Origin of the sequence: Peribacillus sp. B-H-3 (assembly GCF_048572925.1) — a bacterium.
In the GTDB taxonomy this organism is placed as follows: domain Bacteria; phylum Bacillota; class Bacilli; order Bacillales; family DSM-1321; genus Peribacillus.
On sequence record NZ_CP183879.1, the window covers coordinates 3,891,816 to 3,912,741 of the forward strand.

General features: G+C 41.5%; 16 protein-coding genes and 2 pseudogenes. 8 read left to right on the top strand and 10 right to left on the bottom strand.

What is annotated here, in order from left to right; genetic code table 11:
• Positions 1-82 precede the first annotated feature (82 nt).
• Positions 83-496 carry a transposase gene (locus tag ACN6MY_RS19470; protein ID WP_419881649.1) on the top strand — a complete coding sequence of 138 codons (414 nt, stop codon included), beginning with the start codon at positions 83-85 and terminating at the stop codon, positions 494-496.
• A 656-nt stretch (positions 497-1,152) separates the two neighbouring features.
• Here the strand turns inward: ACN6MY_RS19470 and ACN6MY_RS19475 are convergent.
• The 3 genes from ACN6MY_RS19475 to ACN6MY_RS19485 all read right to left on the bottom strand — a co-directional run bounded on the left by ACN6MY_RS19475 (position 1,153) and on the right by ACN6MY_RS19485 (position 3,132).
• Complete coding sequence (locus ACN6MY_RS19475) at positions 1,153-1,626, bottom strand: hypothetical protein (RefSeq protein ID WP_419881650.1); 474 nt, start codon at positions 1,624-1,626, stop codon at positions 1,153-1,155.
• Between the two features lie 23 nt (positions 1,627-1,649).
• Positions 1,650-2,153 carry a hypothetical protein gene (locus tag ACN6MY_RS19480; RefSeq protein ID WP_419881651.1) on the bottom strand — a complete coding sequence of 168 codons (504 nt, stop codon included), beginning with the start codon at positions 2,151-2,153 and terminating at the stop codon, positions 1,650-1,652.
• 61 nt (positions 2,154-2,214) lie between these two features.
• A complete protein-coding gene (locus ACN6MY_RS19485; protein WP_419881652.1) occupies positions 2,215-3,132 on the bottom strand; it encodes a DUF2935 domain-containing protein in 918 nt (305 codons plus the stop codon).
• Between the two features lie 227 nt (positions 3,133-3,359).
• Between ACN6MY_RS19485 and ACN6MY_RS19490 the strand changes: the two genes are divergently transcribed.
• Positions 3,360-4,229: an STAS domain-containing protein gene (locus ACN6MY_RS19490; RefSeq protein ID WP_419881653.1), complete on the top strand. Its 870-nt coding sequence runs from the start codon at positions 3,360-3,362 to the stop codon at positions 4,227-4,229.
• Between the two features lie 72 nt (positions 4,230-4,301).
• On the opposite strand, the gene ACN6MY_RS19495 is transcribed toward ACN6MY_RS19490, so the two are convergent.
• Both ACN6MY_RS19495 and ACN6MY_RS19500 read right to left on the bottom strand, forming a co-directional pair.
• Complete coding sequence (locus ACN6MY_RS19495) at positions 4,302-5,216, bottom strand: VOC family protein (RefSeq protein ID WP_419881654.1); 915 nt, start codon at positions 5,214-5,216, stop codon at positions 4,302-4,304.
• A gap of 249 nt (positions 5,217-5,465) precedes the next feature.
• Positions 5,466-5,975 (bottom strand): N-acetyltransferase family protein, encoded by a 510-nt coding sequence (locus tag ACN6MY_RS19500; protein ID WP_419881655.1) that lies wholly within the window; start codon positions 5,973-5,975, stop codon positions 5,466-5,468.
• Between the two features lie 735 nt (positions 5,976-6,710).
• Here ACN6MY_RS19500 and ACN6MY_RS19505 point away from each other — a divergent pair.
• Both ACN6MY_RS19505 and ACN6MY_RS19510 read left to right on the top strand, forming a co-directional pair.
• Entirely contained in the window at positions 6,711-6,851 is a 141-nt protein-coding gene (locus ACN6MY_RS19505) for an immunoglobulin-like domain-containing protein (RefSeq protein WP_419881656.1), read from the top strand.
• Positions 6,852-6,907: 56 nt separating this feature from the next.
• Positions 6,908-7,141 (top strand): immunoglobulin-like domain-containing protein, encoded by a 234-nt coding sequence (locus tag ACN6MY_RS19510; protein ID WP_419881657.1) that lies wholly within the window; start codon positions 6,908-6,910, stop codon positions 7,139-7,141.
• 17 nt (positions 7,142-7,158) lie between these two features.
• Here ACN6MY_RS19510 and ACN6MY_RS19515 read toward each other — a convergent pair whose 3' ends face one another.
• Both ACN6MY_RS19515 and ACN6MY_RS19520 read right to left on the bottom strand, forming a co-directional pair.
• A complete protein-coding gene (locus tag ACN6MY_RS19515) occupies positions 7,159-7,362 on the bottom strand; it encodes a DUF1272 domain-containing protein (protein ID WP_419884230.1) in 204 nt (67 codons plus the stop codon).
• Positions 7,352-7,926 (bottom strand): annotated as a pseudogene (locus tag ACN6MY_RS19520) (cysteine hydrolase family protein). The gene ACN6MY_RS19515 and the pseudogene ACN6MY_RS19520 overlap by 11 nt, the downstream one beginning before the upstream one ends.
• 149 nt (positions 7,927-8,075) lie before the next feature.
• Between ACN6MY_RS19520 and ACN6MY_RS19525 the strand changes: the two are divergent.
• Positions 8,076-8,362 (top strand): annotated as a pseudogene (locus ACN6MY_RS19525) (Lrp/AsnC family transcriptional regulator); the annotation flags it as partial.
• Positions 8,363-9,157: 795 nt separating this feature from the next.
• On the opposite strand, the gene ACN6MY_RS19530 reads toward ACN6MY_RS19525, so the two are convergent.
• Complete coding sequence (locus ACN6MY_RS19530; RefSeq protein WP_419881658.1) at positions 9,158-12,268, bottom strand: efflux RND transporter permease subunit; 3,111 nt, start codon at positions 12,266-12,268, stop codon at positions 9,158-9,160.
• A gap of 317 nt (positions 12,269-12,585) precedes the next feature.
• Positions 12,586-15,339 (bottom strand): alkaline phosphatase family protein, encoded by a 2,754-nt coding sequence (locus ACN6MY_RS19535; RefSeq protein ID WP_419881659.1) that lies wholly within the window; start codon positions 15,337-15,339, stop codon positions 12,586-12,588.
• 503 nt (positions 15,340-15,842) lie between these two features.
• Here ACN6MY_RS19535 and ACN6MY_RS19540 point away from each other — a divergent pair.
• Complete coding sequence (locus ACN6MY_RS19540; protein WP_419881660.1) at positions 15,843-16,055, top strand: DUF5316 family protein; 213 nt, start codon at positions 15,843-15,845, stop codon at positions 16,053-16,055.
• A 198-nt stretch (positions 16,056-16,253) separates the two neighbouring features.
• Positions 16,254-17,009 carry a hypothetical protein gene (locus ACN6MY_RS19545; protein WP_419881661.1) on the top strand — a complete coding sequence of 252 codons (756 nt, stop codon included), beginning with the start codon at positions 16,254-16,256 and terminating at the stop codon, positions 17,007-17,009.
• 366 nt (positions 17,010-17,375) lie between these two features.
• Here ACN6MY_RS19545 and ACN6MY_RS19550 read toward each other — a convergent pair whose 3' ends face one another.
• Entirely contained in the window at positions 17,376-18,923 is a 1,548-nt protein-coding gene (locus ACN6MY_RS19550) for a phospholipase C (protein WP_419881662.1), read from the bottom strand.
• Positions 18,924-19,189: 266 nt separating this feature from the next.
• Here ACN6MY_RS19550 and ACN6MY_RS19555 point away from each other — a divergent pair, with 266 nt between their 5' ends.
• Complete coding sequence (locus ACN6MY_RS19555) at positions 19,190-20,875, top strand: glycoside hydrolase family 13 protein (protein ID WP_419881663.1); 1,686 nt, start codon at positions 19,190-19,192, stop codon at positions 20,873-20,875.
• Positions 20,876-20,926 lie beyond the last annotated feature (51 nt).

Sequence of the window (20,926 nt, forward strand, 5' to 3'; positions counted from 1 at the left end):
AAAGACTGACGGAATATTCTCCAGTGAGGGAGTGCACGCCCCAAAAATTCAGGCACTTCAATCCCTAAGGGGATTGGCACTCGTGACTGCAGCAAGCATGGTAGCTGAAATTGGTTCTTTTAAACGTTTTACCACACCTAGACAATTCATGGCTTATGTCGGGTTAATACCGAGTGAACAATCGAGTGGAGAAAGCAGGAGACAAGGAAATATAACCAAGACAGGCAATCGGCACGTACGTCGTTTACTGGTGGAGTCTGCATGGAGTTACCGGTATCAGCCAGCTGTTAAAGGGGAACTGGCAAGAAGGCAAAAAGGTCAGTCCCCAACGATCCAAGCCATATCCTGGAAGGCTCAGAATCGTCTTCACAAGAAATATTTTCGTTTATTATCCAAAGGGAAAGAAAGCAGTAAGGCAATAACAGCGATTGCGAGAGAATTGGCAGGTTTTATTTGGGCTGTTATGCAAGAAGTAGAAGATGTTCCACAAGCTTAAAAGAGTACTTTCCTGTTCATCAGTCACGGAGTAATAAAATAGAAAATGAGAATAGGGCTCGAAAGCAAAGAGTAAAACCGGAAAGGAAAATCCACGTGCCTCCTCTGTGCTATATCCAATTCGATTAACGCACGTTCCGAGTTAGTGGACAAGTCCTTTATACGGAAAGATAAAATGTGAAAACCCACGAATATCAGAGTGCTAACCGCAGTTGAAATTTTTGCTTTCGTGCCGTGTTCTTACCTTCTATAACAAGAATAAAAAGGAGGAAAGATCACTCCTTCTTTAGCTTAGACGAGGGTATTATCTCTCCCTATACGTGTCAAGGAAAGCACTTGACACGTATAGGGAGAGATAATGAGTGGTCTGTAAGCTAAAGAAGGATCTAGTCTAGCCAAATGGCTGAATATCTTACCGGGCAAAGAAGCTAAGTATTGCTTCTCTTCTTAAGATTGCCCAAAAACAAAACCTAGTATCAGGAAGAGTGGGAGCCTTGACAGTTTCGTTCATATCAGGAGGCTCACCGCCCGCCCCGCGGAAAGCGAGCATCCTGGAGCGGAAATCAACCACTTTGTTTTATAGCAACAAATTATACGAAGACAGCCATTAAAAAAGACAAGAAGAGTGTGATTTTACTCTTCTTGCCTATTTAGCTTTTATGATTTCATTTTCTCATTCAAAGTCATGAATGTGTCCCTTCCAAAAAAAGCATTTGCTTTATCTTCTATTTCTATTAAAAATCGGTCATTTTCCATTAAGGTCTCTTCAAGATAACTGATAATTTGTTTAGCATGCTCACCGGCAACGTTTGCTTTCACATGCTTCAAAAGTACTTTTGTATCAGCTGAAAATTTCTGTGCAAAGCTATGGCACCTTGCCATATTGATTCTCAATGCTTCTCCATACTCGTTTGTAAACGCGCGCCTGATGCATCCCCTTACTCCTGCATAGCCGTATGACACCTCGGAAGCAGCTCTGTATAGCAAAATCATTCCGACGGCATGGCTTGATTCCGGATGCAGCCGGAGCTCAGTCATTAATGACATCAGTCTTCGCACCACCGGTTTTGACTCCTCCATCGTCTTCCACCAATCCAGCAGGCGCTCTTTTTCATCATGAGCCATTAACATATATATTCCTTTCCTCCTTACAGTTAGAGGCGCGGAATGGCTTGAATCGGTTCAGCCTGCGACAAAATCACATCCCACTCAGATCCAAGCAGCTCTTTGCCCAGAACATTCGCCTCCCGAATTCTCACGGCAATTTGCTGGTTTAATTTCCTGCTGTAATCAACTAAAGTATAAACATCAGGAGGTGCATTTTTTACAGCTAATTCAAAGTTAGGACTCAGCTGCTGCTCAGAGATTCTTAATGTATCCAGATCAAAAACAAGCATGGCCACCTTATTGGAGGACACACCTTTTCGTATCCGGTCAATCGTTCCCTGCACGGCATCAAACCCATAGCCGATATCCGCAACAGAAGCATGATATGGATTAAGGCCAGGCTGAATTCGCAATGTTTTAACTGAACGAAAACCTGTTGTAATCGAGCACACTACTTCCTTGGCAGCCATCCCTTTTTCAATAGCGGTATATATGGCATCAAGATAGGCGTTCCTCTGATTGTCATCAATCATGTGATAATCGCTCGTCATATGTTTCTCCCAATCTTGTCTTTTTTCCATAATCCTTTTCATATCCAGTTAACACGTATATTTACCTCTGCTGTTCTTCCGCCTTTTTCTTATTTAAACGTTCTTCCAAAACATGAATCATATAAATGAAATGGTCAGCCTCCCGAAGCACATGATCAGCAAGCAGCGGATTAATCACATTACGGATTTGGCAGGTTTTTATAAGCTCCAGGCCAGCCGCCTTAAAATTTCTGATTTCAGCTGCAGCATTTTCACTATCCTTGTTCATTTTGCCTATGATTGGATAGGTGGGCTGTTTATGATAAAGCATGGACTCCACATCTCTTGCCTGATTTAAAAGCGTTTCAAAATCATCACCGAATTTAAGCGAAGCCCTCACTAAGTTTCTTTCAGATTGATCCAGCAATGAGGCAATAAAACGTGAATGTTCCATCATGATTCTTAACCAAAACACATTTTCGTTGATAATTGCGTCCTGAATAGGTTCTAATATCCCTTTATTAAACTTCTTTAACGTTCTCATAAAATATTCGGCTTCACGTGCAACATGATCAACAAGCAAAGGAAAATTAAATCCGCTTACTTTACAATTAATAATCAAAATCAATAAATTTCTTTTGAAATTCCGGAATCCCTGCACAAGCTCGATGCTTTCTTCATTTAGCTTTCTGACCATGGAAGCATTATTAGGCACCTGGTATGCCTTTTTCTCCTGCTGCTCAAAATAATGATAAAATCTGTCGGTTTGTTGAATCAGATTAGTGTCTTTCCGGTTAAAACCTTCCCCTAAAAATAAAGCGTGTTCCTTCATGATCCTCAGCCAAAATTTATTTTCAGTTAAGGAACGTTCAATAAACAGCTGTTCAGTCAGCGACTCCGGTTTGGAAGCAAACAATTCCGGCGGGGATAGCATTTGGTTAAACTGTTCGATACTTACATGGCCTGGAAGCTGAGCTTGCGGCTGAGACTGATTGTTCATGAGATTCCCCCTCCTGAGAAGCTTTTATAATGATTGTATTTACTTGATTAGAGATATATATTTTGTACAAAAAAATTAATAAACAGCTTGAGGACGGTCTTCTGAACAAAGGATTGCGGCTGCACTATAAAATATCATTATTTTTTTATTAATGATAAAATAGATAGACTATATTATGAAGAAAGAAAAACACTTTTGCGGATCCATTAAGATTTGGAGGAAGTACATTGAATAATGAATTGAACTTATTAGGGGAAATGATTTTAGAAAAGAAGGATGAAATTGCCGCCAACATACATGAAGACAGGATGGCTGGAGTGCCAATGTCTGAAAGTGAAAAAAGGGAATTTCAGCAAATAGAAGCACATATTTTGGAGATTCGGGCTAATTTCATCGGTTTATTTGGAGAAGCGTTAATCGAACATATGGACAAAGAAAGAGCCTATGAAAAAATATTTAATTGGGGAAGAGAAACCGGCGAATACTTTTATAAGCTTGGAGTACCGCTGGACGAAGCGTTGAAAGATACGAGCTATTACCGGACCTATATTTGGAAAGCTATCGAAAAGGAAACAGCAGCCAAAAATATGGCTGCCTCCACTGTATTTGATGTCATTCATATTATTGATCCCCTGTTAGATCGGGCGGTTTATAGTTTTAGCCTCTCTTATGTGGAATTTCATCAAAAAACCCTTGAAAATGCGAAAAATGCATTTATGGAGCTTTCCGTGCCTGTTGTTCCGCTGACAAAAGGGGTAGGCATTCTTCCGTTAATTGGAAACTTAGATACTGATAGAGCGCATTTACTCATGGAAACTACATTGAACCGTTCGGTTGAACTTAAGCTCTCCCATCTTATCTTAGATGTGTCAGGTGTGATGATTGTTGATACGATGGTGGCCAATCAGCTTTTTAAGGTAATTGATGCTTTATCCTTAACCGGTGTACAGACCATTATCACAGGAATTCGTCCAGAGGTGGCACAAACCATGGTCAGCCTTGGATTGAACCTTGCTGAGATCAAAACAATGGCAAACCTTCAGCAAGCATTCGATGACATACAATTAATGAAAATATCTAAACATGCAAAAGGGTGAATAAATCACCCTTTTTTATGTTAGGTATATATCAGGGTCCCTGCGTGAAAAGAAGAAGCTCTCAAAGTCTGATTATCCCTTGTATGCTTGCCGTAATTTCTCCAGATCAAATTTCTTCATTTTAAGAAAAGCATTCGTCAGGCGTGCACGCTGATCCGGTGTGGCATTGCTCATCATCTCATTCATCTCGCTTGGCACAACCTGCCAGGATATACCGAACTTATCTTTCAGCCAGCCGCATTGTTCTGCTTCAGGAACTGCAGATAGCCTTTCCCAGTAGTGATCAATCTCTTCTTGTGTGTCACAATACACCATGAATGATATGGCCTCATTAAAATTGAATTGATGCTCATGTGCGCTATCCATTGCGGAAAACCACAGGTCTTCCAGCATAAAATCAGAGAACATGATGGTTCCTTCTTTATCAGGTGCCATGCCTTGAGGATAGCGGGTGAGAAGTCCCTGTTTTGCGTTCTTAAATACAGATAAATAAAAATGAATCGCCTCTTCGGTCATGCCGCATTTTTCGCCGACAAACAAAAGTGATGGAACGATAGCAGGCCGTTCTTCACCTTCTGGATTGGTAAGCATTAATTGCCAGGACAATCCATATTTATCCTGAATCCACCCAAACCTCTCACTGAAGGGATACTTATCAAGCGGCATTAACGCTGTGCCGCCTTCCGACAATTTGTTCCATACCTCATCTATTTTTTCTCGCGCATCATTTTCTCTCGATGGATCGAAATTAACTATGAATGAGATCGACGGATTAATTTTGAAATAAGGTCCAGCACTGATTGCCATGAACTTCTGTCCCCATAGCTCAAATGAGACAATCTCGGAGTCGCCTGATGGTGTGTCCTTGATGGTTGTGACATTAGTGATTTCTGAGTCCGGGAATATGGAAGCGTAAAACTCGGCAGCTTCTTTTGCCCCCTTTTCATACCATAAATGTGGAACGATTTTTTGTTTTGATTTTGACATATTCATTCCTCCATGATTTTGAGTCGGCAAGAATGCCACCAAAGCATTTTAGTGGATAGAATGCCGTTCGAATTCATATTTAGCCAAGCCAGCCCTCTTGTGTATTCTCCTTTTACCCTTCCAAGGATCAAAACTGCCTCACATTTTTTCTTCTAATGTAACTGTTCCATCGTATAATACTGCAATAAAAAATTCACTAGTGATTCATTAATCTGATGTGACGAAGCATCTTCCCTATAAATGTTTAATTTAGAGCAGTGTTCTAATATTATCCCATCCATATACAAGTTCATTGAGTTTCTTCCCGGAAATGTTAACCTCAATGGTGTCTATTTTTTTACCACCAAGAGTCTCATAAAAAAGACGAGAACTATTATCTGCAAGCACTAAAACTATCATTGAGGAAAAATTATTTTGTTGCATTTCTTCAATTATTGCTTTAACCAATAATTTCCCCAGCCCATTTCCTTGATACTCTTTTAAAATATAAATAGCATATAATTCACCTGTGTAATCAGGGTATTTACCATATTTTTCTTTACCTCCAGAAGAAAATCCAACAATTTTCCCTTCCTCGTTTTCTGCTACAAATACTTCGCTATTAGGAATGTTTTCTTTCCATAATTTTTCTCGTCCTTCATAAACCAAATTATTTAAGTATTCGTCTGGGATGATATCTGCATATGTGGTTTTCCAACTATTAACGTGTACCTTAGCTATTTCTTTGGCATCGGTTAACTCAGCTTTTCTTATCCTCATTTAACCACCTATCTTTTTCAATTTTTTAACATTTATGATTTTTTATCTTTACTAAATAATTTCGAAAAAAGATTGCTGATACGAGAACTGCATTAACTCATATGCAAATCCATCTCATATTTATAAAGATTTAAATTCTTAGCTATTGCCTGTGAATGGAAGTTATCCCAAGCTGTACTATCCAGATATTTCTTATTTCGTTTACTTTATTTATAATCAGCCGCAGTAGCCCTGTTTTCTTCCATGTTTAGTTTAAGTATATTTTTTCAAAATTTATCGGGGTTTTTCCCAAGTTATAATTTCTGCATTGTTAATATCTACTTCTCCAAGACTTAATACATGTGGAATATAAGGAAACAATCCAAATCTATTCCCTTTTCTACTTTCTTCTTTGTAATATCCAATGGTATTTGGAACTTGTTTACTAAGTAGTTTGGGTCTTTCTGGATGGTCAAAATACTTTTTAGTATATTTCTCATACAGTTGAGGATAAGGATGCTTTAAAGAATTTAACGTATCAATTTGTCCCCTCTCATCTCACTCGGTACCATATTATATACATACTGTTTCATAAGCACACCTCCAATTTCATTCAAATTCTACATTCAGCCTTTATTTCCCTTCCTTCCTTTATCAAACTAAACTGCATTGGTTAGTTGAATAGCCTTCCGGCGATTAGTCAAAAAAAAAAAAGGTGTCACGGCGACGGATAATGTTAATGGTTACATCACCTGTTTGATCGTCATTTCAGGTAAGGTAAATACAAAAAAAACCTGGAAATACACGCTGACATACAAAGTGAACGACAGAGCGAAAAATTCCGCTATAGTTAAGCGGATTGTTACCGTCAAAAAAAGACAACCACTCCAGTTATAACTGGAGCGACTATTAAAACAGCCTATCTTGGATATTATTTTGACACGAAATCAGGTGTGAAGGCGACGGATAACGCAGATGTCACCATTACTTCTAAAGTCAAGATTACCGGACAGGTTAACACAAAAAAAGAAGGAACTTTTAAACTGAAATATTCAGTGACCGACAAAAGCAAGAATACAAGAACGGTCACTCGTGTGATTACGATTAAGAAGTTAGAGAAAAACCAAAAATCACAGGATCCATCAATAAATCTGTTTACAAGGGATATTCATTTGACTCAAAAATAGGAATAACAGGTAGTATGTTAAGATTCAATTCTGGTAATTGGACAAACCCCGCCTGCTCTCGGCCTTTGCACCAGCTCGCCTCCGCAATTCGGACAAACGCGGTTCATTTCAGCTGTACAATCATGGCAAAAAGTACATTCATGGATACAAATGTATGCGAGAGATTGGTTATCCAAAGGATTTTCGCATTTCTCACAATTTGTTCTCATTTCAAGTCCCATCATTCATGCCCCTCTCTCTTCTCAATACTTCTTCTGTTGTCCATATTTCCGCAAATTCTTCGTGAAGATTCACTAGGGTCATTTGGTGAATCTCCTCTGCCCTATATGATTTTCCATAAGGACCGGTCCTATCAAAAGCGGCAGCAGCATCTGACACTAGGATGGGGTCAAAACCGAGATTTCCCGCCATTCTAGTGGTCGTTTCCACACAATGATTCGTAGTTAATCCGCAAATGATCAACCTCTCACATTCAAGTTTATGAAGAATCGACTCTAAATTCGTTCCGATAAAAGCACTGTTAACAGACTTCTCTATGATGATTTCATCCGATTCAGGTAAAACGATTTCTTTTATTCTGCTCGAATCGCTTTCTCTAAAAAATAAGGATTGAGGATGATCGGATATATGCGAAACATGGATAACCGGCCATCCCGATTTTCTCCATGAAAGTAGTAATCTCTGGCAATGTTCCTTTCTGCATTTTCGTTGTTTCTTCTACCCCAGCTTGGGTCATTAAAAGCATTCTGAACATCAATAATCAGCAACGGCGTTCGTCTATTCAACAGCTTATCCCTCCTATCTACTTGCCCTTTTATTGTATTTCTAATTGGAATCATTTAACATATATTTTATGAGGTAATTACATAAGAAAACATTATTTTTTACGTTATTTATGCTTCATAGACTAATATTTTAAGGAGGCTCTTTTTGAATCGATCTATTGGATCAAAAAATAATATATCAACTGCAGGAGGACGCACGGATTTCCATGACGGAGCTTGGCCACAGGATCAATTTGTCCGTACCTGCTGTAAAGGAACTAGTTAAAAAGCTGGAGGATAAAGGAGTCATTACCGGCTACCGAGCCGTGATTAACCCGGAAAAAATCCATAAATATGTGACCGCTTTTATCTTGTTTGATTCCAAAAGATGCAAAGCCTTCCGTGAATCTGCAGTGGTCATCCGGAAGTGATGGAATGCCACCGGCTGGCCGGACAGTGATGTCTTTACTGCCGGTTTTGTTTTTTGCTCCGAATGCTGCGGGGAAGATTCCGCTTCCACATCGGTCGCTTTTCCACATCCAGAAAGCACTGCCCCAAAAAGAACTACCCAAACCACTATTCTCTTTATCACTTACATTCCCCCTTTTTAAAAAAATCCCTCCCTTATTTTAACATTTTATAGTTTGCCTCAATTGTGTGTTATAGGCAAAAGGTATCTTAAAATGCGAAATAAATATTCGGTGCATTGGAAAATGGTAAACTCAAACTGTATTTCATGATAAAACCTCTTTTTCAGATATAGTCAGTAAAACCAGCCATTTGCTGCAGGATGTTTATATTCCTAAAACCCACCAGGCTTTAAGGTGTTTTACTGTATATGTTTTGACATCCAAATCACTGTATTTATATGTATTGTTTTTTGCATAAGCTCTTTTTCTATAGTTCTATGAGGCGATCTCATGATTAAACCAGGCTGATTGGAGCGCAGGTGCGAGACTCCTGCGGGATTTGCGGGAAGGCGAGACCCCGCAGGCATTGCTGAGAAGACTCGACCGCCCCGCGGAAAGTGAGCATCCTTAAGCGGAAATCAACCACCTTGTACAATAGCAGCAAAGAGAATCGCGCTCACATCAATCTGTCTGCATATAAAATACCCATGTCTAACTTATTTATGGGTCACAACAGCATTTTGATGATAAGAGGCGGCCATATAACTTTGCCGCCCTTGTTCAATATCCAATTCACTTCACTAAAAACAGCATCACCTAAAAAAGTGATGCTGCTGCAACTTTCACCGTGCCTGCTTTAATTCAGTTTTAGAGGAGGAAATCACCGATGTTTTACCTCTCCGGTGCATCCATGTATAACAAATAGGAATCATAAATAAGCTTATGCATGTCGAACTGATCAGCCCTCCGACTACAGTGACCCCAAGGGTTTGGGAAATGACCGTATCTGTCCTTGATGACAAGGCAAGCGGCGTTAGAGTCAGGATCGTTGTGAAGGCAGTTGCCAGGATTGGACGTACACGGGAGATGGTTCCCTGCAAAATGGCCTCTTCTGTGTGCACCCCAGCTGCTATGTTTCTCTCAATTTTATCAACGAGGACAATTCCGTTCGTCACCACGATCCCCGTCAGCATCATAAGTCCAACCAGTGCCGCAAGATTCCATTCCATCCTAAAAAGAAACATCCCGATGACCGATCCAATAAAGGCCAATGGAAGACACATTAAAACAGACAGAGGCGCTTTCCATCCCCGAAAAACAGCGCTTATGATTAAGAGAACAAGCAAAATGGAAAAGAATAAAGCAATCGCCATTTCATAAATCATTTCATACACCTGCTGAGGGGCACCCGCTAAAGAGTACTGTATTCCCTCCGGCAGCGAAATTTCCCCAAGGGCACTTTTAACCTGCTTCGTCACCCCTCCAATATCCCTTGAAACAATGTTTGCCGTCACTGCGGCATAAGGCTGCCCGTCCTTCTCTTCAATAACCGGCGTACCTGATGGCATAAGGAGGGCAAGCTGATCCAATCTTACTTTCTTTCCTTCTTTATTCAAAAAGGTCTCCCCGCCCATTAAAGAAAAAATATCCCTGGCTGAGCCTATGCCGGCAGCATTTGCATCTCTTTGCAAATCGGTATGAAGGACAAGGGGATATATGTTTTGGTTAATAGAAATTACACCCTTTGATCCTTCAGCGGTATAGTCCCCAATCACATGTAAAATGTCTTTCTCTTTAATACCGTTATATTCAATCGCCTTCCGGTTAAGCTCTATCCGATACTGGGTGATATGATCCCCTTCATCCGCCGTACCCTGCACAGCTAGCCCGGGCACCAGCTTAAGCTTGTTTCGGATGATTTGGGCCGCAGATTCAAGTGCATCGCTATCAGCTCCTGTGATATTAATCTTCAGCTGCGAATCATCACCCGCTATGCTGGAATTCGAAACCGTGAAGACCGCCTTGCTTGAGAATGCCTGTAATTGTTTCTGCAGCTGACGCATTAAGGCATCAGGATGTTCACCTTTTTTAACCGTAATGGACAGATTGGCAATATTCGGTTTCTGGATCCATCCCCCTCCTGAATCGAATACATCATCTGACTGCGGGGTAAAAGAAGAACCGAGACCTGAAGAAAAGGAGTCCACCTCAGGATTTTTTTTAAGGATGTTTTCTACTCTTTGCACTTCACGATCCACTTCTGCAAGTGAAGCAGTACTTGGCATTTCAACTTGCACACCGATTTGGCCAGCCTGATTGGAAGCCGGCAAAAAATTAACCGGAAGAAGAGGTGCAGCTGCCGCAGTAATGATAAATAAAGCCAGAAAAACAGCCGCCACCTTGCCCTTTCGCTGAAATACCCAGGTAAGCATCCGGCGGGCGATCGGCTCTATAGGATCAGCGGAAGCAAGCGGCTTTTCCTTCCAAAAAAGATGATAAAGAGCCGGCACAATCAAAATGGAAACAAATAGCGAAATAACGAGTGCAATCACAACCGACCAGGCGAATCCCGAAAAGGCTGCACTCACCATGCCGCCAATGATGGCAATTGGAACGTAAACAGCAATGGTCGTTGCGGTAGATGAGACAATCGCAGGAATCATCTCCGACACGGCTCCTGTTAACAGCCAAGCATGGCTTTTTTTAGCTTCATGCACCTTTCTGTTCATATTATCAAGGATGACGATCGAGTCATCGACCACTCTGCCCATCGCCACAATGAGCCCTGAAACGGTAAGAATATTCAAGCTGATTCCCATTGTTTTTAAAATGCCCGTTGTCAGCAGTAAGCAGATTGGCAGAGAAATAGCGATCAATAAGGTAGAACGGACCTTACGGAAAAACAGGAACACACAAATCATAGAAAATAAACAGCCTAACAAGCCCTCTTTTAAAAGACCCTTTAAAGACGCATTTACCTGCTCACCCTGATTAAATACGATGGAAAGCTTCACATCCTTATTTTTCAAGGCGGGAAGTTCCTTCATTTTATTCTTAACCCGCTCTGAAACATCCGTAATATTGGAGGAAGGTGTTTTGAGCACATCCAGCAAAACGTCAGGAACCCCATTTGTCCTTGAAATAGTCTCCAGATTCACGATGGAGTTAGAAATATCCGCTACATCTGACAAAGGGACAGTTTTTTTATTTTCACCATGAATCGGCAGTTTCAGCAGATCCTGCTGATTGATTTCCCAGCCTGAAACCTCAATAGGTACCGAAATGTGTTTGTTTGATACATTTCCATACAGTTCAGTTGTGTCATTTTCTGCAAGAGACCGTTTGACATCCCCTGTGGTTAATCCCGCTTTTTTCAGATCTGCGGTTCGGATGCTGACGGCATATCCGGCACTTCCCCCGCCTGAAACCCGCACATCCTTTACACCTGGCACTGTTTTCAGCCGATTGACAGCATCTCCTTGTATCGCCGTCCGTAGCGTATCCTCCGTAAGATTTCCAGAAGAACTCAAGCTCATCCTGATGATAGGCATGGAGTGCGTACTTAGCCTGGTTACGGACGGATCCTGGATTCCCGCAGGCATCTTAACATCATCAAGGGCCTTTGATACCTGTTCTTCAGCCTGCTTCATATCAAAGCTCATCGGAAAGTTCAAGCTGACCAAGGTCCCTCCATTAAAGGAATTCGTTTCCACATCCAGCAGCCCGTCCACCGTCCGGACTGCCTGCTGGATGGGTTCTGTTATCCTTGTTTTAATCTGTTCTGCCTGCAGATTGTCAGCACGAACAGTCACCATCAAAGTGGGATTGCTGATTTCCGGCAGATAATCCCGCTGAATATGTATCGCAGAAATACCGCCCCAAACGAGGATCAGGACAATTAATGTCACAATAAGAATGGAGCGCTTCATCGCCGCCTCTATTAATCGTTTCATATATGTATCCAGGCATGAAAGAACCCGGAATCCCTCCAATCATATGAATTTTTTTCAAAAAAAGAGACGATTAGCAGGGAATTTACTTGTATCATGTTTTTTGCTGGATATTCACTGGTTCGTGCCGTGATATTTTCCAGTTATTTGGATAATAAATCCAAATCCGCTGTGATTCGAGCCAATTACAAGGGCATTAGAGCCAAATCCAGCTCCAATCGAGCGAAATCCCACTTCATTCGAGCGAATTTGCTTCGAGTAATAAACAAGCAGCTACCTTTAACGGAAGCTGCTTGTTATGTCTCCTTCTTTTCTAAAGATCAGTCATTGTCAGCAGGTGAAGGAGCACTGCTTTCAGGCTGCTTCTCTACTTCAGCAGGTGTATGGGCCTTTTTATCGCCAGGATATGGTTTATCAAAGCCTTTTGTCGCGTACCATACGGAATGATTCAGCATGTTTGCGTTCACTTCATCCGGTGAAGCATTTTTGCCGGTAAACAGTTTTTTGTTTTTGTTAGACCATTCCGTCCACTGCCTGGAAAGTTCCTCTGTTTGCTTTGTCACTTTATCTGTGCTTGCAAGTGAAGCTGTATTGGAATCCGGCTGTCCGTTTAGAGTATCAAGCGGGATTTGATTCTGTTCGAAGCTGTACGGTGCAAAGTCCGGTTTATTGGTAAAAAGCTCGCTCATCGGCTCAGCAGCTGCGTCGTTTTGGTTCATAGCAGGAAGACCCAGAATTTGTTCGATGCTGCGAACCATGTTGATGACCGTCCAATAGTGGCTATTGGTGATTCCCTTTTTCACCCAGGGGCTGATCACATGGGCAGGCTCACGGTGGCCATCCACATGATCCAATCCATTTTGCGCATCATCTTCCGTAATGAAGATAACGGAATCTTTCCAGTAAGGGCTGTGTGAGATCAGGTCCACGATTTTGCCGACTGCCAAGTCATTGTCCGCTACCATGGCCTGCGGTGTAGGAGATCCAGTTGCATTTCCGGCTGTATGGTCATCCATCACCCACATTGTGTTCAGAGCTGGCAGGTCATGATTTTTCACATGCTTTTCAAACTGCTCTTTGAAAATTTCAAAACGGTACTGATCCGGGATATTTGTATCGAATGTCGGGAACGGCTTATAAGTAATCGGCCCAAGTGATGGAATATCATAGGTTGCCTGGTAGCTGCCAACCGGAACATGAAGGTCGCCTTGCTGCTGTCCTGAAAGGATCTGATAATCTTTATACCAGTCCTTCCAGGTGCCGAATGGTTCCTGTCCCGTAAAGCCTGTCGTATCTTCCCCGAAGTTCTCGACGGAAACGCCATATTTCCCTGCCTGATCCCACAGATGGCCGGTTGGTGCATAGGCCATGGCATCTCCGGCACCTCCCGGATAGCTTTTCACATTGCCTGTATCCGTTTCTTTATCTTCATAATCGGTATTGGTTCCCTGCATCACCCATTGATGACCGCTTGCTGACTGAATGCCTGACGTATACATATTGTCCAAAAGCGGGTATGTGTTTGCCAGTTTATGCAGGTTTGGAGTGACCTGCTGCGGGAACTGGGTTAAAGCTGGTTCGCCGTTCCCTTTTCCAAGATCGCCCAATACCTGGTCGTATGTCCGATTTTCTTTGATAATATAGAACACATGTTTAATCGTTGACGGCTCACCGGCACGCTCGGGCATGGCAACAGGTTTTTTATGCTTTCGCGGCTTGGCATTTAAATGCTTCAAACCATACCAGTTGTTGTTCTCATATACCTGCTTTGTTCCCTTAACCAAATCTTTGGCGCTTGGAAATGGAATCAAGGAAAGAGAGCCAACTTGAGCATAAGAAGAGCGGCCTGAAACGGTGATTCCCTGAATCGTTAAATTGCGAGCTGGCCCTCTTGAGCCAATTCCGTCTGCATTTGCAACAACGAGATTTTTATTTTCATTATCAATAGCAATATCTACCGGGAACCACGCTGTTGGCAAAAGTCCCTGTAATTCAGGTTTCTTTTTTGGTCCTTTCCAGTCATATACAGCAATTGCGTTATCACGGCCAAGACTGACCATTAATTTACCATCCGCTATCTTCACGGCATTTGGTGCTGATCCCTTGTGGCTGTTCGGATATGGTTTGATGTCTATTGTTTGAACCACATTTTTTGTCTCACTATCAATGACTGAGACGCTGTCACTGTTAGTGTTGGCTACGAAGATGTATGGGCCCGATTGTGTCATTCGTTCAGGCTGTACGCCAACTTCAATATTTTTAATAACCGTATTTGTTTTAAGGTCAATAACTGATACAGATCCGGTATTAGTCGCGCCGGTTTTAGCATCAACCACAACCTGCGTGCCTGAAGAATCGACCGTCACATCCCCTGCTTTGGCCGTTCTCCCGCCCTGATTGGTTACATAGGCGGTATCTCCGTCAACTAATACACTCGAAGGGGCATTTTCAACCGGAATCTCAGCAGTTAATACACCTGTTTTTGGATCCATCACACCAAGGCTGTTATCCCGGTTTAGTGCTACGAGCAGCTGTCCCTGCGGCCCTACCGCTAAGTCAAGCGGGTTGATATTTCCTCCGGCAGCCGTTTTTGGAAGATTATAAGTCTTTTGGATGCTCGGGGTTCCGTCCCCAGCAATAGACATGACAACGACCTTGCCTGTCCCGCTTTTAGAGCCGGTTGCATAAAGCTGGCTTCCGTCCTTTGAATAAGCTAATCCCCACATGCTTGTGAGACCCAATGAGAAGTTTTCCTTAATCAGTTTTCCTGTTGAAAGGTCTGCAACGTTAATTCCATTGCCGCCGTAATTATTCCGGCCAATCATGGTGACAGCCGTTTTTCCATTTGGGTTCACAGCAGCCGAAATAGGGTTTCCCCCGAATTCAATCTGCTTTCCGGCAGGTGTGATCAGCTGGTTAACAGGAGTCTGAACAGAACCATCCGCTTGCTGTCCGACAAGATTGCTTCCAAATGCGCCCTCATGTGCAGCATAAGCACCCGCTGAGCCAATAAGTGCAGTGCTGAAGGCAAGGCCATAAAGAAGCCTTTTCTTTTTCTTAAGTTTTTTTAGCATCACTTTCACTCCTGCCTTTTATTTGTTAATTGATTACTTTTATAGACTACTTCCAATTTATGTAGCTTCCATGAAATTTTTGTAAAATAGAAATATACCTTTTATCAACTTTTTATCCAGAACCATATAACTAGTATCACATTCAAGGCTCATGCCATAGTCCAAAGTACACACAAGCGTTGTGCTAAGAAAAATGGATGGGATATGCAGAGAAACCTCAAGACAGTCCAGGTTTCTCTATTTTCTATCATGGTATAATTTTTGCCTGTTACCTAAACTAGCTCCCAAAGTCATGAGTAAATAGACATTTTAAAAGAACAGTGAATGATAAAAGTTTGTAAATGTTATCACATGATAATTTTTCATATATTTAACATTGAACCTAAGATGGTTTCCTTTTTACATGCTGAAAAGGACCTGATACTCTGTAAAACTAAGGGGATATAAATAGATGTCCTTAAAGCGTATGTATTAATAAGGCGGTGAAAAAGGGGGACATTTTATTGATTCAGTTTTTTCTAATTGTAGGGGTAGTAGGTATCATTATTTCAGGTGTTTTTATCGGGGCTTGGGTTGATGGAGACCGTCAAAGAGGAAATTTTTATTCAGAAACCCCAGAAGGCAGAAATTCCAGAACGAAAATAGCATTAATATCTGGTTTCGTAGGCATAATTTCTTTATTAATTTCTGGGTTAATTTATTTCATATTTCAATAACAGATTCTAAAGTGCATACTTTAAAAAGAGAATAAAGCTTTTTTCTTGTTGCTAAATGGCAGGTTTGTTTAATAAGTTCCCTAGATTTATATTGTACTTTTCCATATTTTTAACAATATGCATAATGACCCCAAAAAGATAAACTATGCATATAGCACTCTGAATAAAAACACCCTAATAGAAAAGAGTCGGTATTTCATGGACATAAATTGGCAATTAGATATTCTAAGTGCTTTGGATGGGAAAATAAGCGATATTAGTGAAACCAAAAATGGCTTTTTACTAACAGTGGATACTAGTACCTTTGAACCTTATTACTCGCACTCTGTTTTTAAATGTGAATTAAATAATTGTAAAGAACTCCTTCTGAAGTTAAACAGAAGCATAAATATTCAGGATATAGATGAGTTCAAGAAGTATGAGATAGAAATCAATAATACAGAATTTAAAAACAATAAACTTGTTGTTAATTGTCTAATAAATGAGAGATGGTCTGAAATTCACATTGAGACAGAGACTATAAAGGTGTACGACGAATTCAATAAAGAAATTTCACCTTTAGACTTTTTAATTATGAAGAATGGATTATGCAGCACAGGGATAGGGATTGATTTTCAAATTGAAAACTCCATAGAGGATATCTACGAAGAAAGTGTAAAATTTGACGAAGAGGTGCTTGTTTATCTTCGGGACCAGGAACAATATTGGCAGAGATATAAGAACAGGGGTCCAAAAAAAGATATTGATTTACTCATTGGTTTAGATGAGTATGGAGATAAAATTTTTACAATGGATGAAATAAATGTGTTGATAAAAATATGCGACAATTTATGCAGTAAATACAAAACAGATAATCTAATCGACCTAAAAATTAGATATTTTGCCATGAAACTAAAGGAGACGTGTGAAGAAGCGAACCTAAAAAATCGGGGAATAATAGCAGTTGGTGATTAAAGTTTTTTATCCCTTCTATAATGTTTTCTTATTGAACTAGCGTGTGCTTTAGTAAAAAATGGATATCAAAGAAAAATGAGCTTGGAGATAAATTTCCCAGCTCATTTTTTATGTGTATTTTTAAATCAACCTTTACCTTTAACATAGCCTAAATTTAATATGTTGTAGCAGTAAATGAGGTCATATGTGGTACTAAAAAAAGATAGATAAAGCGGATTATAAATGCTTTTACCTATCCTTTTCTTTTACCTCATATAATGTGGAATATTATATTAAAAACCAATAGCTCCAATGACTAAAAACACCTTTATGTGTATTTTACAAAACTTCTGCCAGGTCCTTTTGCTTCCGTTATTGAATTCTCATTTAATGGTCATGATGATCTTCAGAATGATGTCTATGCTCCGTTTTCTCTTCTTTCCCTTTTACAGGCTGTCCTGTTTCTTCATTAAGGAACAGCTTTTTATTGCTAGGCTTGTTTTTGAAATCAAACATATTCTCCAGGCTTCCTGCTTTTGCATCAAGAGATTCCCCGCCGATGCGGCCTAAGCTCCAGTTGTCCTCGATAAACCTGAGAATAGACGTTTGATCGGTTAATGTATGGTCCACGTAATTACTCTTGGCATAAGGCGAGACGACCAAAAGCGGCAATCTTGGGCCATATCCAGCCTTGCCTGATTCTACGGTCTGTCCATTGTCAGGTGCATACACATGATCATACCAGCCGTCTGAATCATCATAAGCAACCACAACAGCCGTATCCTTCCACTCTGGTGTCTTTTGAAGATGATTGATGGTATTCACAATAAACTGCTGTTCATCCAGCGGATCTGAATACCCGGCATGTCCATCCTGATACATCGGTGCTTTCAAATAGCTTACGCTCGGCATCTTCCCTGCATCGACCGTTTTCCAGAAATCCTTCATATCGTATTGGTGATTCGCCTGGTCACTCTTGCCGATCATGTCAGGAGAGCTTGGTGCCTTATGGTCTGGATTAGCGGTTGATTTATAATATTGGAATGGCTCGTGATGCGGGCTGTAGTCTGTTACATCTGCACCGCCGATATTTTTATGTTTGGCTGCAGGATCAGCAAATCCTCCCTGGAACCAGCCCCAGGTAACTCCCTTTTCATTAAGCAAATCGCCTGCGTTTTTATTGGTCTCGTCCATTTGGGCTGTCACACCCGTTGAGGCTGTGTCCAAATGCGGATTAGGATCGCCCGTTACTGTCCTGTTTTCATACTCATTCAGGATATCCGTTTTGACCTCTTTGCCCGTTTTGTCAAATAGAGATGCACCGTGGGTTTCACCGGAAATAAGGTTCAGCGCGCCAGGTGTGGATGGGCCGTAGCCCGTTCCGAATGAATTATCGCTCATCGCGAAGTTTTGGGCGTAATTCCATAAAGCCGTAACCGTATTTCCATCATAATAGTCCATTACCTGGCGGGATCCTTTTCCTGTCCCGCTGACAAAGTTGTCCATTTTACCAGCATTTGCTGCTGCGATTTCATCATGATAATTATGATCCATATCAGCCGTCATCGCTTGAGAACGATCTAAACGGGCAGGATTCGAAGTATTAGGATTATCTGTCATCAAATTGATTTTAGAAATATCCGGCTGAGTTTTATTATAATCTTTAGGTGTTAATAAGTTATTTACATCAGGCGTATTTGCCTTAGGGGTAAATTTAGGCTCCCCTTTCACGTTCAGCGCATAAGGGTAGGTGCCAAAATAATGGTCAAAAGACACATTTTCTCCAAATATGACAACAACATGCTTAATCGGTGTTTTTGTCTCCCCTTTAGAATTCTTCTCTTCTGCATGAACAGCCGGCGACATTGCAAGCATGGTCCCCAAAGCAGCTGCACTCATTACATTGATAGCTTTAACAAACTGAAATCGTTTCATATGGAAGCCTCCTCGGGATATTCGTTCACTGCATACTCTACTCCCTTACTGTTAAACGTTTATGAAAGTAATATTAAGAAAGTATTACATCTTTTTATTGCAAGGTAAAAGGACTACACGGATCGGGGTTGCATCTGAAGCGGATCAGCAGCTAAATTCATTTAAAATTCGTAAAAAGAGTCCGCACGAACCCGCAGAGCGTTTCCTTCATAAAGGGAAAGGGTAAAAAAATAGAGAGGATTGACCAAAGGAGGGCTCACAGAAACATGAACAGAAAATGGTGGAAAGAAAGTGTGGTTTATCAGATTTACCCCGCTTCATTCATGGATTCCGATGGAGACGGAATCGGAGATCTTCAGGGGATTATCTCCAAACTCCCTTACATAAAAGAACTTGGAATCGATGTGGTCTGGCTTTGTCCCATTTACACCTCTCCCAATCATGATAACGGCTATGATATCAGTGACTATCGCGGAATCATGAAGCAATTTGGAACAATGGAGGATTTTGATGAGCTGCTGAATAAGGCACATGATATGGACATCAAGATTATTATGGATCTTGTGGTTAACCATACCTCCGACGAGCATCCCTGGTTTATCGAGTCCCGCTCTTCCGCAGACAATCCAAAGCGGGATTATTATATTTGGAAAAAAGGAAAAAACGGAGGCCCTCCAAACAACTGGGAGTCCTATTTCAGCGGCTCCGTGTGGAAATACGATAAAACAACGGATGAATACTACATGCACCTGTATACCGAGCATCAGCCTGACCTTAATTGGAAAAATGAACAAATGATCAGTGAAATTGATGAAATGGTCCGCTGGTGGCTGGATAAAGGAATTGACGGCTTCAGGTTTGATGCAATCGCACATATTGTAAAAGCAGAGGGGCTGCCTGACGCTCCGGATCCAAACCACCTTCCATATGTAAGGGCCTATACCCTGTTCTCCAATCTGGAAAAAGTGCATACACTCCTTCATAACTTAAATGAGGCTGTGCTGGAGGACTATGACATCATGACCGTCGGAGAAACGTCAGGACTCGGGCCGGAGCAGGCCTTGAATTATATCGGGGACAAGCGCAAGGAACTGAACATGGTGTTTCAGTTCGAGCATATGCAGCTCGATTCTGCAGCCGGCGGGACAGGAAAATGGAAGCTGATGTCCTGGAACCTCTTGGATTTAAAAAACGTGATGAGCAAATGGCAAACCGTACTCCACGGAAAAGGGTGGAATGCGAATTATCTCTGCAACCACGACCAGCCGCGTTCTGTTACCCGTTTTGGCAATGACAGGGAGTATCGAGTGGAATCCGCCAAAATGCTGGCTGCCTTTTTACTGACCCTTGAAGGAACTCCCTACATTTTTCAGGGAGAAGAAATCGGCATGACCAACCCGCAATTTCCATCCATCAAGGAATACCGGGATGTCGAAACCCTTAATTATTACAAGCAGGCATTGGAAAGCAGCACCCCTTTGAATGCCATCATGGAATCGATATGGAAAAAAAGCCGTGACAATTCACGCACACCCATGCAATGGGACGACACACCTAACGCGGGCTTTACAGAAGGCGAGCCGTGGCTTGGAGTCAACTCCAATTACCCGGAAGTAAATGTCCAACATGCCATCAGGGACGAGCATTCTATTCTGCACTTCTACCGGAACCTGATTTCCCTCAGAAAGCAGCACGACGTTTTCGTATACGGAGCATACAAGCTGCTGCTTCCGCTCGATCCGGACCTTTATGTGTACACACGAACACTTGAGGATGAAAAGCTGCTCGTAATCCTGAACTTCTTCGGGAGAACACCTGTCTTTGAACTGCCAGAAGAGCTTAGGGCTCATACGCCTGAACTATTGCTGTCCAATTACGAAGTGGATCATGATGATATAAACTCTTTCACCTTGCGTCCATACGAAGCTAGGATTTATAGAATGAAAAAGTAATAATATGAAAAGCTGTCTGAAGCAGCAGCCGGACAGCTTTTCATATATTTA

Excerpts from the sequence above, each read along its gene's own strand:
- ACN6MY_RS19475 (WP_419881650.1), bottom strand. The coding sequence starts at position 1,626 with ATGTTAATGGCTCATGATGAAAAAGAGCGCCTGCTGGATTGGTGGAAG.
- ACN6MY_RS19480 (WP_419881651.1), bottom strand. The coding sequence starts at position 2,153 with ATGACGAGCGATTATCACATGATTGATGACAATCAGAGGAACGCCTAT.
- ACN6MY_RS19485 (WP_419881652.1), bottom strand. The coding sequence starts at position 3,132 with ATGAACAATCAGTCTCAGCCGCAAGCTCAGCTTCCAGGCCATGTAAGT.
- ACN6MY_RS19495 (WP_419881654.1), bottom strand. The coding sequence starts at position 5,216 with ATGTCAAAATCAAAACAAAAAATCGTTCCACATTTATGGTATGAAAAG.
- ACN6MY_RS19500 (WP_419881655.1), bottom strand. The coding sequence starts at position 5,975 with ATGAGGATAAGAAAAGCTGAGTTAACCGATGCCAAAGAAATAGCTAAG.
- ACN6MY_RS19515 (WP_419884230.1), bottom strand. The coding sequence starts at position 7,362 with ATGGGACTTGAAATGAGAACAAATTGTGAGAAATGCGAAAATCCTTTG.
- ACN6MY_RS19530 (WP_419881658.1), bottom strand. The coding sequence starts at position 12,268 with ATGAAACGATTAATAGAGGCGGCGATGAAGCGCTCCATTCTTATTGTG.
- ACN6MY_RS19535 (WP_419881659.1), bottom strand. The coding sequence starts at position 15,339 with ATGCTAAAAAAACTTAAGAAAAAGAAAAGGCTTCTTTATGGCCTTGCC.
- ACN6MY_RS19545 (WP_419881661.1), top strand. The coding sequence starts at position 16,254 with ATGGACATAAATTGGCAATTAGATATTCTAAGTGCTTTGGATGGGAAA.
- ACN6MY_RS19550 (WP_419881662.1), bottom strand. The coding sequence starts at position 18,923 with ATGAAACGATTTCAGTTTGTTAAAGCTATCAATGTAATGAGTGCAGCT.
- ACN6MY_RS19555 (WP_419881663.1), top strand. The coding sequence starts at position 19,190 with ATGAACAGAAAATGGTGGAAAGAAAGTGTGGTTTATCAGATTTACCCC.